Annotated in this window: 16 protein-coding genes; 1 reads left to right on the forward strand and 15 read right to left on the reverse strand. The window is 49.4% G+C overall.

All coding sequences use genetic code 11. The features are described 5' to 3' along the window. Positions 1–629 precede the first annotated feature (629 nt). The 11 genes from AB1L17_RS08070 to AB1L17_RS08120 all read right to left on the reverse strand — a co-directional run bounded on the left by AB1L17_RS08070 (position 630) and on the right by AB1L17_RS08120 (position 11174). Positions 630–908: a hypothetical protein gene (locus AB1L17_RS08070; protein ID WP_412846528.1), complete on the reverse strand. Its 279-nt coding sequence runs from the start codon at positions 906–908 to the stop codon at positions 630–632. A gap of 129 nt (positions 909–1037) precedes the next feature. Further along, on the reverse strand, positions 1038–1919 hold the full coding sequence (locus AB1L17_RS08075) for a LysR family transcriptional regulator (protein WP_412846529.1): 882 nt from the start codon (positions 1917–1919) through the stop codon (positions 1038–1040). 130 nt (positions 1920–2049) lie between these two features. Further along, entirely contained in the window at positions 2050–3018 is a 969-nt protein-coding gene (locus AB1L17_RS08080; RefSeq protein ID WP_412846530.1) for a threonine ammonia-lyase, read from the reverse strand. 16 nt (positions 3019–3034) lie between these two features. Beyond that, complete coding sequence (locus tag AB1L17_RS08085) at positions 3035–4180, reverse strand: M20 metallopeptidase family protein (protein WP_412846531.1); 1146 nt, start codon at positions 4178–4180, stop codon at positions 3035–3037. Positions 4181–4196: 16 nt separating this feature from the next. Beyond that, on the reverse strand, positions 4197–5612 hold the full coding sequence (locus AB1L17_RS08090; protein WP_412846532.1) for a YfcC family protein: 1416 nt from the start codon (positions 5610–5612) through the stop codon (positions 4197–4199). A gap of 111 nt (positions 5613–5723) precedes the next feature. Continuing rightward, complete coding sequence (locus tag AB1L17_RS08095) at positions 5724–6845, reverse strand: aminotransferase (protein WP_412846533.1); 1122 nt, start codon at positions 6843–6845, stop codon at positions 5724–5726. Between the two features lie 34 nt (positions 6846–6879). After that, positions 6880–7929, reverse strand: coding sequence for an ornithine cyclodeaminase family protein (locus AB1L17_RS08100; RefSeq protein ID WP_412846534.1), 1050 nt, complete (start codon positions 7927–7929; stop codon positions 6880–6882). A gap of 130 nt (positions 7930–8059) precedes the next feature. Further along, complete coding sequence (locus tag AB1L17_RS08105) at positions 8060–8791, reverse strand: IclR family transcriptional regulator (protein ID WP_412846535.1); 732 nt, start codon at positions 8789–8791, stop codon at positions 8060–8062. 27 nt (positions 8792–8818) lie between these two features. After that, positions 8819–9508, reverse strand: a complete 690-nt coding sequence (locus AB1L17_RS08110; RefSeq protein WP_412846536.1) for an amino acid ABC transporter permease — start codon at positions 9506–9508, stop codon at positions 8819–8821. A 64-nt stretch (positions 9509–9572) separates the two neighbouring features. After that, positions 9573–10385 carry an ABC transporter substrate-binding protein gene (locus AB1L17_RS08115; protein ID WP_412846538.1) on the reverse strand — a complete coding sequence of 271 codons (813 nt, stop codon included), beginning with the start codon at positions 10383–10385 and terminating at the stop codon, positions 9573–9575. Positions 10386–10451: 66 nt separating this feature from the next. Then, positions 10452–11174, reverse strand: a complete 723-nt coding sequence (locus AB1L17_RS08120; protein ID WP_412846539.1) for an amino acid ABC transporter ATP-binding protein — start codon at positions 11172–11174, stop codon at positions 10452–10454. A 213-nt stretch (positions 11175–11387) separates the two neighbouring features. Here AB1L17_RS08120 and AB1L17_RS08125 point away from each other — a divergent pair, with 213 nt between their 5' ends. Continuing rightward, the gene (locus tag AB1L17_RS08125) at positions 11388–11987 is read left to right on the forward strand and encodes a hypothetical protein (protein WP_412846540.1); all 600 of its coding nucleotides are present in this window, start codon (positions 11388–11390) and stop codon (positions 11985–11987) included. Between the two features lie 263 nt (positions 11988–12250). Here the strand turns inward: AB1L17_RS08125 and ybiA are convergent, their stop codons facing one another. The 4 genes from ybiA to AB1L17_RS08145 all read right to left on the reverse strand — a co-directional run bounded on the left by ybiA (position 12251) and on the right by AB1L17_RS08145 (position 14662). After that, on the reverse strand, positions 12251–12802 hold the full coding sequence (gene ybiA / locus AB1L17_RS08130; RefSeq protein ID WP_412846541.1) for a riboflavin biosynthesis intermediates N-glycosidase: 552 nt from the start codon (positions 12800–12802) through the stop codon (positions 12251–12253). Between the two features lie 105 nt (positions 12803–12907). Further along, a complete protein-coding gene (locus AB1L17_RS08135) occupies positions 12908–13258 on the reverse strand; it encodes a DUF6463 family protein (protein WP_412846542.1) in 351 nt (116 codons plus the stop codon). 25 nt (positions 13259–13283) lie between these two features. Then, positions 13284–13481 carry a hypothetical protein gene (locus AB1L17_RS08140; protein WP_412846543.1) on the reverse strand — a complete coding sequence of 66 codons (198 nt, stop codon included), beginning with the start codon at positions 13479–13481 and terminating at the stop codon, positions 13284–13286. Beyond that, positions 13478–14662 (reverse strand): ArsA family ATPase, encoded by a 1185-nt coding sequence (locus AB1L17_RS08145; protein WP_412846544.1) that lies wholly within the window; start codon positions 14660–14662, stop codon positions 13478–13480. The genes AB1L17_RS08140 and AB1L17_RS08145 overlap by 4 nt, the downstream gene beginning before the upstream one ends. Positions 14663–14669 lie beyond the last annotated feature (7 nt).

Raw genomic sequence — 14669 nt, forward strand, 5'->3', positions numbered from 1 at the left:
CTAAAAATGTGGTCGTCACGCTGTTGTGGTGGGGAGGAAACAGGAGAAAACGCTCAGATTCTTGTCCCACCCGCTGAGGGGTTCACTGCCCGACTCCATGCAAAAAGCGAAACCGCGTCCAAAGTGGTCCATTCAGGAGGTGTCTCAGAGGTGGACGCTAAAAGCGTGTTTCTCTTTTTTTCATTGCGTCTCGGTCGGCGTCCCAAAGATCTTCGCTTATTTCTCCTGTTTCCTCTACGAGCTTTCCGTGTTAATCGGGCTTTAAAAGCATTGAAAGATTGAAGAACGTATTCAGTCACGCCAGAGAAGAATATTTCCAGACGTAGCGACTTGTGGAGTCCTACCGAGCGGAGAAGGGATTAGCGGGCAAAAGAAACGCAACGTGCCCATGCGATGAAGCGGCTACCACTTTTGCGGTTCCCCGCTAATCCCTTCGGAGCGGGCAGTCCATGCTTCCCCGCGGGACGGAGCACTGAGCCTAGTCTGGAAATATTCTTCTCCCCACCGCAGCAACTGTCTTTCAGATATTTTTTGGTTTTTTATCAAATAAAATAAAAGCACATCACCCTCTACAGGGGGAATGTGCTTGGGACACTACTCTTCTTTTCCTGATAACCAGACGTCCTCTATTAATCTATGTATCCGGCGATTCCTTTTTTAATCAAGTATTCCATCTCTACATCCAGGATCTTCTCGACGGTGATCTCATCCAGCTTCACATCTGACTTACCCATGACGTAATCTACGAGATCATCAAAATCAACGTCTACATCACCTTTTGCATCTGCCTTCGCACTGTTCATGTACGCTTGCTCATGCTTGAGTACGATCATGATTTTTTGCGGGTCTACTTTTGTTTTGGTAGCTACATGCATAACGAGTTCGGTTTCGTTTACTTGCTTACTCATTTGTTGTCATCTCCTATTTGTCTTACCTTCTGTCATTTTACAATATCATTGCCGTTCCACACAAAAACGAAACCGTTTTACGAGCTTCTTTACTTTTGAGGGACTTCTTAGGACAGCCCCTTGTCATGACTACTCTTCTCTTACGGATAACCAAACGTCTTTGACCAGTTCCATGAAGGTCTGGATTGCAGGTTCTTCTCTTCGACGATTCAGACAGACCAGCGATGTTTCTGCTTTCTTGGAAAAGCGGTACAGCTCGATTAGTTCGCCTGTTCGAAGCTCTTTTTCCACTAGAACCTTACTGAGCAGGGCTATGCCTGTTTGATTCAGGACTGACCGTTTGATTGTTTCTTCGCTGCTGCATTTAATGACAGAGGGTGGGATGTAGTTTAACTCCAACAGGCATTGGGTAATAAATTCATCGAGATTGCACCCCTCCTGATAGGACAAAAAAGGGAAGGTCACAAGTGCGTCTGCCAGTGCTTTTTCCTTCATCAAATCAGGAGAAGCAATCAAGGTGAATTGTTCCAAGTCGACGACGCTGGAATGGATACCCGGTTGTGCGGTGGTGCCCGCAATGATTCCAATGTCCGCCTCGTGCGCTTGGATTTTTTTCAATGCCTCCTGGCTGGTGCAAGAAATCACCTGCAGATTCACCTTTGGATGTGTCTCCACGTACGCTTTCAAAATTTGCGGCATGTATTGGATGCAATAAAACTCTGGAGCCGCTACGACCAGCGGACCTACAGGCATGTCTAAGTGATTGAGCCCCTCCGCCATGTGCTGGAGAACGTAGAAAAGCTGATCCGTATGCTGTTTCACTATTTTTCCTGCCGGTGTCAAAAACGTGCGCTTTCCTACCCGATTGAGCAAAGGATGGCCCAGCTCCCGCTCCAATGCTTGAATCTGGAGTGTAATCGTAGGCTGGCTGTATCCGAGTTGCTCTGCAGCCTTCGTCAAGTTCAAATGCTCAGCAACGACCTGAAATGTCTTCAGATTGCGTAACTCCATGATTGATTATCCACTCCCTCACCGAACGACACCATTTCTTCGTGCAAGTGCGTGTTCAAAAAGTCGGCCTCTTGAACAACCTTTGTTAGAAAAAGTGTAGCCGAGAGTGGCTCTATGTTCAACCGATATCCTATGCGTGCTTCTCTATGATCCCCGCCAACTTGCCAGCATCTACATTACTGCCGCTCAGAATCGTCAGTACTTTTTTCCCTGCCAGATCGGGTACCGTTCCCTGCATGAGTGCAGCGACTCCGACCGCCCCTGAGCCTTCCACCATCAGATGATGCTCCTTTGCCAGCCAACTCATGGCCCGGGCAACATGTTCTTCCTCTACGAGCAGGAAGTCATCGACGATCTGCAGGGCCAAATCCAGATTGCCTTGTGTAATTCCCCCATGAAGACCGTCTGCGAGCGAATCGCTGTATACCACATCAGCTAACCGCTTTTCGCGGAACGAGTAGTACCAGGGCGGAGACGCGTGTGTCTGAATCCCAATCACCTGCACATCCGGATTGATTGCCTTTGCTGCGAGGGCCACCCCGCAAATTAATCCGCCACCACCAGCAGGTACGAGAATGACGTCAAAATCCGGCTCCTCCAAAAGAGCTTCCAAGGCTGCCGTTCCCTGCCCTGCTATGATCTCGTTGTCTTCAAAGGCATGGACGAATGTGCGCCCTGTTTCTTTCGCCAGCTGATAGGCGTGACTTTCCGCGTCATCATAGCTGTCTCCATGCACGACCAACTCCGCACCGTAGCGTTTGATCCCCGCTTTTTTGGTCTCCGGTGCCGGTTTTGGCACGACGATTAAGGCCGACACACCTCGAAGCGAAGCCGCATACGCGACCCCTTGCGCATGGTTGCCTGCTGAAGCGGTAATAACGCCCCGAGCTAGCTCCTCTTCCGTCAAGGATGCAATTTTGTTAAGCGCACCGCGTGCCTTGAATGAGCCTGTTTTCTGATGGCACTCCAGCTTCATCCAGACATCGGCAGCTGCGATGGCAGACAGCGCGGGTGATGAAAGTAACGGGGTATGGATAACCTGCCCCTTTAGATTCTTGTGAGCTTTTACAATATCGAGAAAGGATACGGACAACGACATGAACGATTCCTCCTTGTTAAAATCTTTTCACTAATTGAATCAATAGTTCAACAGCGGTCGGAATGACATCCTCATCAATGTCAAAACGCGGATGATGATGCGGATAGCTGCTCTTTTCTCCACCCATTCCAATAAAAATAAAACTACCAGGCTTGCGCTCCAAATAGTAAGAAAAGTCCTCGCCACCCATAGCCGGCTCCACAATAGTAAGACGGCTCTCGCCAAATTGATCGGCTACGACGTCAGCAACGAATCGGCTCATCCGTTCATCGTTGACAACAGGCGGGGTCCCCCAATCTACCATGACTTCGGCATCTGCGCCCCATGCCGAACACAATGCTCCAATCGTCTGCTCCAGCTCGCGAGCCAAGAGCTGCCTCGTCTTTTCTGACTGCGCCCGCAGTGTTCCAAATAAAACGGCCTGATTCGGGATGATGTTATAGGTAGAGCCAGCTTCCATTCGACAGATGGAAATGACCGCAGGTTCGATCGGATTGACATAGCGTGCCACGATTCCTTGGATCGCGTTAATCACCTGACTGGCCACATAGATCGGATCGACTGTTTCGTGCGGCATCGAGCCGTGTCCTCCACGTCCGGTAATGACGATGCGCAGGTCATCAGCAGACGCCATCATCGCGCCTGTACTGATTCCGATCTTTCCTTTCTCTAGAGGCTGCCAGAGATGCAGCCCAAAGACAGCGTCCACATCATCAATCACACCTTGACGGACGATGGCTTGCGCTCCGCTAGGGAGCATTTCTTCTGAGGATTGAAATAGAAAAAGTACATTTGGTGCTACATCTGCGCGATTTTCCGAGAGCCATTTGGCTGCTGCTAGCAAAATGGCGGTATGTCCATCGTGACCGCATACATGAGCGACACCTTCATTTTTCGAGAGATAGGGCTTCTCTCCCTCTTCAACTATCGGCAGTGCATCCATATCTGCCCGCAACGCAATGGTTTTCTTTCCATCCGTCCCCCGCAAAATGCCGACCACATTCGGCGGCTCACATGGCAGCAGTTCAATTTTCCATTCCTGTAAATACTTCCGAACATAGGCCGCTGTCTGATACTCCTGACCAGACAGCTCTGGATATTGATGCAAATATCGCCGTTCATTGATGGCCCATTGGGCAAGAGTTGGTGTGCAAAGTGCCATTCATGATCTCCTCCCGTCAATATGGTCCATAGCCAATCAGATGCGCGACGACAACTGCGACTGTCGCAATCCCGTACTGCATCAGGATCAGCGGCATAATCCATTTCATCCAGCGTAACCACGGGATGCCAGCCAAAGCCAAACCAGCCATGAAATAGCCAGAGGTCGGAATGAAGATATTGGATATGCCATCCCCGAACTGATAGGCAAGAACCGCGGTTTGACGCGTGACGCCAACTAATTCTGCCAAAGGCGCCATGATCGGCATGGTCAATGCAGCCATTCCGCTGCCGGACGGAACAATGAAGCTGATCACGGTTTGGAGGACGAGCATGCCAAACGCTGTAAGAGCACCAGGCAATTGATTCAAGAGACCAGCCGAATAGTAAAGAATCGTATCGAGAATATGGCCGTCATTAAGCACCACGACAACGGCCCGTGCGACTCCAATGACCAAGGCCCCGGCTATCAGGCTAGCAGCACCTTTCATGAAGTTGTCTACCATTTCGTTGATGCCGAGTCTTCCCACGATTCCGATGATGATTCCCAGCAACAGAAAGATTCCGGATAGCTCGGTGAGATACCAGCCATATTGAATGACTCCAAAGACCAACACGACAAAGTTGAGAACAAAGCAAGCCAAGATTCCTTTATGTCTGGCCGTCAACTTCATATCTTCACGCAAAAGCTCAGCCGTGTTTTTCCCTTCGAACAATCCGAAGAAGCCCTGCGAACGGTCTTTTTTGACTTTGGACGCATAGCGCAGGACGAAAGCAGTCGATATGATGTACATCACGATAAAAACAACGATTCGATAACCCATTCCCGAAAAAGGAGGCAGCTCTGCGATGCCTTGGGCAACCCCCACTGTAAACGGATTCATTAGTGCAGATGTAAAGCCGACCGACGCTCCTACCAGCACAATGGCAGCGCCAGTCATTGCATCAAAACCAAGAGCAATCGCCAGCGGAATCATGATCGCGATGTAGGGCAATGTTTCTTCAGCCATGCCCATGAGCGAGCCGCCTGCCGCAAAAAACAGCATCATGATGGGAATCAGCCACTTCTCTTGATTCCTGAGTAGACGCGATAGTGTGACTATGAGAGCTTCAATCGCGCCAGTAGCCGTTAAAATACCGAATGTTCCGCCAATTATCAAAACAAAAAAGATAATACCTGAGGCTTCCACCAAACCGGTATGCACACTGTTTACCAGACCGAGCGGCTTGACTGGAGAGGACTCTACCCATTGAAACGACCCCGGATCAATGACGCTTCTACCGTTTACCTCGACCCGTCCATACTCTCCTGCTGGCAAGATGTACGTCAGGATGACTGCGACCGCAATCACGGCAAAAAGTAACGCAAACACATTGACTTCCCACAGCTTCTTCTGTTTTTTCGGCTGCCAATCTACATTAGGCTGACTCATGATATCCCTCCAGTTCGGTATCGTGATCAGAAATGCCAGAATGCGAGAATTTCAGGATAGGAGTGTCCCTTTGCTCTCGCCGAAAGGGCACTCCTCCTCCCGTTTCATCCGTTATTTGCGTGACTCCAAAAACTCCGATACTTTTGCCAGCCCCGCTTGAAGTACCTCTGTCGAGCAGGCGTACCCGATTCGTAGCCAGCCTTCCATGTCAAAGCAGCTGCCAGGTGTCAAAAACGCCCCCGTTGTTTTAAACAAGTCGATGCAAAACGCTTCCGACGGGATATCCAGCTCGTACTTGAGCATCGCGGTTGTTCCTGCCTGCGGCTTGACGTAAGAGACTAACGGCTCATTCGCTACCCATTCATCGAGAATCTGCAGGTTGTCCCGAACAATCTTCAGGTTGCGCTCCATGATCTTGTCGCGGTTTTTCAGTGCATGCACAGCCAGCATGTCATCCAGCATCCCGCAGCTGATGGTCGTGTAATCGCGGTGCTGGAAGCAGCTTTTGATCACATCCTGAGGTGCTGCAATCCATCCCAGACGCAAGCCCGCCAACGAAAACACTTTGGACATGCTACTAGTCGCGATCCCTTTTTCGTACAAGTCAACGATGGATGGCACCACAACCTCCGGGTCCTGGTGCAAATTGCGATACACCTCGTCACACAGAAGATAGGCATCAACAGAACGTGCGATTTCTACGATTTCTCGCAGAATCCCTTCATCCATCAAAGCACCAGATGGATTGTTTGGATTGTTGATACAAATCAGCTTTGTCTTGTCTGTAACGAGCGAGCGCAGCTCATTCAGATCAGGCAGAAAATCATTTTCCGGTAAAAGTCTGAGCAGCTTGACCTGCGCTCCGAACGACTCCGGTACTGAATATATTTGCTGATACGTCGGATGGACGGTAATCACTTCGTCTCCTGGTGCGACGAGCGAGAACAAGGTGAGAAAATTCGCTCCGATCGCCCCGTTCATCGCCAAAATGTTGTCCGGCTTCATCGTCTGATACATACTCGCGACGAGGCTACGGAATTCCGGCGAGCCTTCTATATGACCATACGTTAGCTTCTTGCGCGCCATCTCGCGAAAAAAATCATCCGGTTCATCGGAGAGGCGGATCAACTCTTCTACCGTCAGCGAATCTACGCATGTTTCGGCAATATTGTAAACGGCCTCCATCTCGTAGGCGTTCATCCATTCTTCTACTTTAAAGGGTGCAATTCTCATAGGTCGTTCCTCTCCTTTGTACTAGCTTTCGTTTCTACAAATCGACAATCGTACCTACACCGCGCTCATCCGCTACTTTCAAAATGTGGTTAGCCGTCAGCAAATCCTGGAGCGCGATACCCGTGCTATCAAAAATCGTGATCTCCTCTGTGCTCTGTCTACCACCTGCAAGTCCGAGGATCACATTGCCGATCTCCGCTTCAATATCGCTCTCTGCTATCAGCCCTTTTTTTACAGCTACCTTCGTCTCTCCCACGCTTACTGCCTGCCCAATATCATCCACAAAGACACGAGCTTTTGCAAAAAGCCGTTCATCAATTTCCTGTTTTCCTTCCATATCTGCTCCGATGCAGGTGATATGCGTCCCCGGCTTCAACCACTCCTCTTGGATCATCGGCTTGCGTGAAGGGGTTGCCGTGATGATGATGTCTGCTTGCCTTGTCGCTTCTTCGAGATTGTCCACTGCGATAAACTCCACGTCACAACGGCTGGCATACCGCTCGTACTCCTCTCCCGTATACTTGGAGACGAATTTGGTTATCAACTGATCTTTGATTTGGGCGGCAAAGCTTTGTGCCTTTTCTGCGTTCCGCGGATTGCAAATGTACACCCGCTTGATCTCTGTCATCGTCATCAAGGTCGCCATGATTTGAAAAGGAGCCTGGTGACCCGTCCCTACAATCAACAGGTTCTCTGATTCAGGGCGTGCCAAATATTTTGCACCGATACCCCCTGCGGCTCCCGTACGCATGCAAGTAATGTGCTCTCCACTCAAAATTCCCTGCGGTACGCCGGTTTGGCTGTCCAATACCATCACCGTTCCGACTAACTGTGGCAGACCTTTCTTCTCATTGTCACCGAACCACGAGACGACCTTGAGTCCAAATATATCGGCTTGCGGCAAATGACCGGATTTGATATCCATGTCGGCTCTACCCTCTACGAACTCATGAAAAATGAGCGGAAACAACGTCGCCTGCTGATTCGATTTCATTTGATAGGCTTGCTCGACCACTTCAATCACGCTGGCCATATCCAGCACATCTTCCGTTGTTTCCTGATTTATGACGCGAAATGGAAACATGTCTATCTCCCCTCCCCACTGTTTCTTTCACACTAACACAGTTTTTCAGGGCGAAAAAATTGAAAGATCCAATGGTTAACATTAAGAAAAGCAAACCCTCCACCAACAGATGCTGGAATGGAGGGTTTGCTTATGCTCCGCCGATTCTTGCCGAAATCGTCGCGGCCTGGCGCTTCACTTTTTCGATGAGCAGCGGCAGTCGATCTTCGGTTACCCGAAAGCACGGGGCGTTGATCGAGAGCGCTCCGACGAGTTGATTTCCGTAGCCGATGATCGGAGCGGCGACTGCCATGGTACCTTCCGTCTTTTCCTCGTAGCTGATCGCATAGCCGCTTTTCTTCGCTTCACTCAGCTGCTCCAAAAATGCGGGCTGCTTGTCTTGCGTAAGCTGGGTAGAAACGACTTTTGTGATCGCATCCGCCTTCAAATGCGCGAGAATCATTTTGCTAGGGGCGCCGATTGTGAGAGGAATCCGCTCCCCTAGATTCTCGTCTATGCGAATTTTCAACGGGCTTTCTACTTTTTCAATCGGCATTGAATCCCCTCCCGCCAAAACGTTGAGGAAGATGCTCTCCTCGACTTCATTCGCCAGCTCCTCCATGAACGGCCTCGCCACAGCCCGCAGGTTCAGCTTTTCATGCAGGATAAAACCGATTTCCATCCACGTATAGCCCGGCTTGTAATGCTTGGTGACTGGGTCTTGCTCAACCAATCCGAACTGGATCATCGATTCGAGAAAACGGTGGAGCGTACTGATTGGCAGGCCAGTTGCACTCGCTAGCTCCGAAATTGGCCAAGCAGGTTTTTCGTCTGAAATCAGCACCCGAATAATTTTCATCGCCCGTTCGACTGATTGAACCATCCTTCTTTCGTCCTCCATGACAAAAAGTTACGCTGCGACACTCGTGTTATCTTTCGTTTGTTTATTCGGTGCTTTTCCTCTGGCCAGCCTTGCTTCCAGCTTGTTCACGAAATACGAGAAGATCATGATCAATACGAGATAGTACAAGCCAACGACCATGTACGTCTCCAGCTGCTTGTAGTTGGAAGCTGCTTCACCAAGACCGGTTCCCCATAAATCTTGCATCCCTACGTACGCTACCAGCGACGAATCTTTCAATCCGATGATAAACTGATTGCCAAGCGATGGGATCGCCCGACGGAACGCTTGCGGTAAAATGATTCTGCGCATCGCCAACGGGTACGACATTCCGAGTGATCGGGACGCCTCCATCTGCCCACGGTCAATGGACTGGATGGCCCCACGGAAAATTTCTGCAATATACGCGCCATTATGAACTGCCAGCGCGATGGCCCCTGCCCAAAACTGCGAGAGCGTCACCAAATTTGCCAAGCCGAAGTACAGAATACAAATTTGTACGATCAAAGGCGTCCCTCGAATGACGGTAATGTAGACGTGTGCGATGTAGTTCAATACTTTGTTATCGGATATTCGGAAAAAGGCGATGACCAGACCGACCACACAACCGAGCATCAGCGCAACTGCCGTCAACTGAACCGTGAGCCATGTCGCTTTTAGAAAAAGGGGATAACTGGATAGAAAAATATCAATGATCACGTGCAATCCTCCTCACATGAAGCGTTAAAAGGGGGGCGTCCATCACGGACACCCCGTTGCCCACTTACTGTTTTTGCAGGATATTGCGGCCAAACCATTTTTGACTGATCTTTTCATAGGTGCCGTCTTTGACGATCTCGTCCAACGCCTTGTTGAGCCGATCCACTGCCTCCTGATCACCCAAGCGCACAGCGATTGCTTGCTCGTCAAAGCTCAGCGGTTCGCCTACGTCAATCACTTTTCCGCCGCCTTCTTTAATGAATCGCAAGCCTACTACCTGGTCGGTAATGACTGCATCGAGACGTCCTGTCGGCAAGTCGAGCAAAGCTGTGATATCGCTATCATATTGCGTGATTTTGTCTTCATCGGTCAGCTTTTTCGCCCAATCGAGGTAGTTGGATGCTTTTACTACGCCGATCTTTTTGCCTTTCAAATCCTCTTTGCTCTTGATCGTTGTATTGCCCTCTTGCACGAAAATTTGCGAACCGGAACGGTAGTATGGATTCGTGAAAAGAACGGCTTTTTGACGTTCAGGTGTAACGGTCAAGCTCCCGATGACAGCGTCGTATTTTTTCGCGTCCAGTCCGGGGATAATCGTTTCGAATGGATTGGTGATTGGCACCGCGTTCATGCCCATTTTTTCTGCCAGCGCTTGCCCGATCTCGACGTCAAAGCCAGTCAAATTCCCGTTTTCCTTGAAGCTAAACGGCTTGTACACGCCACTCATGGCGTACGTAAAATCTTTCTTTGCTCCGTCGCCAGAAGCTTGTCCACCCGCTGCAGGTGCGCTCCCCTGTGATCCACAAGCCGTGAGTAGCAACGAGCCCAACAGAACAGTAGACAACAAAATTCCCGACCATTTTGCACGTTTTTTCATCTGTGATTCCCCCTGTTTTTCATCTCTAATATTCGTGTTCAAAAGACGACTTTTTGAACTACCTTTTTAGCGGATACTGCCCAAAAACTGCTTGGTACGTTCATGCTGCGGATTCTCAAAGAATTCACTCGGCGGTCCCTGCTCCAAAATTTGTCCATCGTGCATGAACACCGCCCGATCCGCTACTTCACGGGCGAATCCCATCTCATGCGTCACAACGATCATCGTCATTCCTTCTTTAGCGAGCTGCTTCATGACCTGCAGCACTTCGCCGACGAGCTCGGGATCGAGTGCGGAGGTTGGCTCATCAAAAAGCATGATTTTCGGCTTCATCGCAAGCGCCCTGGCGATCGCAACCCGCTGCTTCTGTCCACCGGAGAGCATGTCCGGATAGACATCCGCCTTATCCTGCATATTCACTTTTTTCAGGAGCTCATACGCCAATTGCTTGGCATCTGCCGTACTCATCCCTTTGACGTGAACAGGTGCTTCGATCAAGTTTTCCAAAACGGTCTTGTGCGGAAACAGATTGAAGTGCTGGAATACCATGCCGACCTCGGCGCGGAACTGATTCAGATTCGTCTTGTGTGGATCAATCTGTTGACCGCCAATTCGAATCTCTCCGCCGTCATAAAATTCCAGAAAATTCAAACATCGAAGCAAAGTACTTTTGCCTGAACCACTGGCTCCCAGCAGCACGACCACTTCCTGTTCTTCCACCGTGAGAGTTACGCCCTTCAATACGGTTAACGGGCCAAAAGACTTGACAAGCTGCTTAACCTCAATCATCCTGCTATCCCCCATTTATCTCCCGGATGAATTGCGTATAAGTTTTTCCGAATACCGGAAATGATTTCTGATTTAAATTATAATTATTTATTTTCTGATATTCAAGAAAAATTTGTTTTATTGAATAAATATTCATAACATACCTATGGAATAGTTTTCCTTCTTGCGTGGAATGAATAAACGGTAGTGTTTTATACATCAAGGAGGGCCGTGATGAAAGTAGTAACGTACTTCTATGTAGGACTTGTCGTTATTTTTCTGCTCTCCGCCTGTTCGCTGCCAGGTCCACAAGCAGCACCACCGCCACAACAAGCACCTCCATCTGAACCTGAGCCAAAGGTCAAAAGACCGACAACAGATGAGGTCAAAGGTCGAACCATAAACAATCAGTTCACAGTGCCGATCCCGATCACCGAGACATTTGCTTTTACCATCCCTCCCTCTTGGAAAGGAAATTACATCGTAGAGGAGTTCTCATCCACTACCAAGCGTCCCCCTCGCCAACAGCCGCTTGAGGGCAAGCTGGATGTTCCGACGAAATACGAAGCGCATTTTATGTTCGCTCCCCATCAACGAAAAGAGGAGCAGTCCTCACTCCTCACCATTTTTGTCATGACGGTGCCGCATTGGAATCACCTGTCCAAAATGGAAGGACCGCCGCTGGGGGAGGTACTGGCACAAACACATGGACTTGTGTACGTCGTTTCCTTACCCCAATCCAATCCGTATGACCCAGCAACGTCAGACGGCAAGCTATATGACCAGATGGTTATGTCGCTTGATGAGGTAAAAAAAGCATTTTCGGTTCAGTAAACAAAAAAAGTGGTTAGCAGCGCAATGTCTGCTTAACCACTTTTTCGCGTAAATACAAATAGCTTCCCATCCGCGTTCAACACTTGTGTCCCTTGGGCAAGCTCGATCCAAGACCACCATTATCGCATCGTAAGCATCAGGGATATTCACCATTTCCCCAAAATAGATGGGCAACCAGCTCGGAACAACACCTTTGCCACCCGCTCCTGCTGCTAAAAAGGGAATCTGCTCGACGGGCTCTTCCCCGATCATCGTAATCCTGATCACGAACGAAGCTGCTCCCTGACTGCCATCAATGCAAAACCGAGCAAATTTTCTCCCCGCCACTTTTCAGGCTGTTCCGCATGCGGATGATCTTGGGCCATCCCGATTCCCCAAATCCGATCATAAGGACTCGCTTCAACAATAATCCGGTCACCTGTATCCAAGAGGAACGCTTGCAAATCGGCATGCTGACTGAATTTTAACAGGTTTGCCTGGCGGACAATCGCCTTCTTGTTCGCATTCCACACAGCCTCGTCAAAGGAATGAACCTTGCGTCCCAATTCCTTCGCTTGTTTTGGATGGCTTTTCCTGAGTATTTCATCACGGATGGCTAGATCACCAAACAGTTCAGCCTTTTTCGCCATCATGTAATGCTCAGCAGTCAGATACGTGATATCGTCCTCTACAAAAGCGGCCGGATACCATTGGCTGAAGCACGATTTGTCGATTATGCCTGACTCCTTTTGTGTATGCCCCCAAAAGAACAAGTATTTCACTCTCGTTTTTTGCGATTCTTTGAATAAGGTTTGGACGTCATGTATGCGCTCCATCGTGTTATCCCCATCTTTCATAACCAATCCCAAGCATAGAAACATATAGAAAATTTGTTAGATTCATTTTATCTGAACCATCTACCTAACCGCAAATTTCTTACATCACTTGCGAAGCAGGATGCCAGCCTGAGGAAGACCGAGCCAGAAGCCTGATACGGGCATGGCGATCACCCCAACCACGCAAATCGCAAGAATCGTCCACCCGAAGGCAGCTGGCGGCTCCATCTCCTTCTTTTTCATCAGCCAATCCGCCATATAACCGAGCAAAATCAGCAAAAAGCCCCACATCATAAACCAGAACGCACCATCCTCCTCTCGCCCAACCGCATTCCAAAAGCCATGTGCGACGATTTGCTGCAGGGGCTCCGCGTAGAAAAAGAGACCGACAACTGTATGCAGAAGTCCTGTCAGGATAAGAGTAAAACCCATTTGACGTTTCATACCACTTACCATGTCATTTCTCTCCTCTCAAATTGGCCTATTCTTTGGAAATGTTGATTTTGCGAGCATCACTCGGACTCTCCTGTTCTTGTTCTAATGTATCAATCAGGCTGTCTAATACTGACCGCGATGCGAGTAACCATTCTTTGCAAGCATTTTTCACATGTCGCTCGGTTCCATGCTGTTCCATGTTCCCGATAATCGTCAGCACCCGATTCAATCCCGTACGTCTCAATGCTGGGCAGCCCCTTCCCTTGCGCTAAAACGAATGATTAGCCGATCTTCTGCATATTTCGCTCCCGTAACCTGTCGTCCCATTAATACTCGTGGCAAGATGACTTTTCGCTTGTAGGCACCCGCATTTACGGTCAATTCATCCCCTGTTTGCGTTAAATCCAAGGCTGCTTTATCCACAAAAGGAATCATCAGCTCCAAATGCAGCTCGCCGTCCACTTCTCGAATCAGTTCCGTTCTGCCTTGATAAAGCTTGGCGGATGGGTCTTCTGTTCCAAAAACGATGTCAGCCAATTCTTCAAGAACGGGAAGCCCGATCACTTCTTTTGGCATCATCGGTGCTTTTAAAATCGGCAGTGGCTGAAAGTTTTCCACGATCTCGTTCTCATACTTCCGCTGCAGCTCTCGCCAGTGAGCAAAAAATCCCTCGCCCGCTTCATCCGGAAGCACCCGATTCACGATAATGGCGTCCGTATTGAAACCGAACAGATTCAAGTACGTGAACGAGCGCTTTGCTTCCGCTAACACCATTTTCTCCGGGTTCACCACGATCCGTACCGACGTAATCTCTGGGTCCAACACAATTCGCTGCATTTCCTCCAACCCCCGTGCGAGCTGCTCGACACTATCCAGTACGTCATCGGAAGGAAGCTCTACTTTGTTAACGATTTTGGCAACCGGGCGAACGAGCTTGATCAGCTTGCGCTCGGTCGGAAAAATTTTCTCCAACCACCAGTTCAATACGTTGGGATAACTGAGCAGCCGCAGTGTTTCCCCGGTTGGAGCACAATCGACTACCATAACATCGAACTGCCCGCTCATGGCGTGTTCTTTGATTTGTAATAAACTGAACAATTCCTCCATGCCAGGAAAAACGAGCATCTCCTCCGTTGTAATGTCTGACAGCTGCGCTTTGTCGAGTAAGCCCGTCAGCCACCCCTGGACTGCCCCCCAGTTGCGCTCTGTTTCCCGTAAACTGTTCACTTCCTGCCCCCACAAATTTTCGCTGATTGGAACGGGGTCTGGTCCAATCGCTGTGCCTAGTGAATCTGCCAAACTGTGTGCAGCATCTGTACTGAGAACCAGTGTCCTCTGTCCCTGCTTTGCGAGCTTAACTGCTGTTGCTGCCGCCACACTTGTTTTCCCTACCCCACCCTTGCCCGTGTAAATGATGATTCTCATCTCGAAT

The sequence above is a fragment of the Brevibacillus jepli genome (genome assembly GCF_047229145.1).
GTDB lineage: Bacteria > Bacillota > Bacilli > Brevibacillales > Brevibacillaceae > Brevibacillus.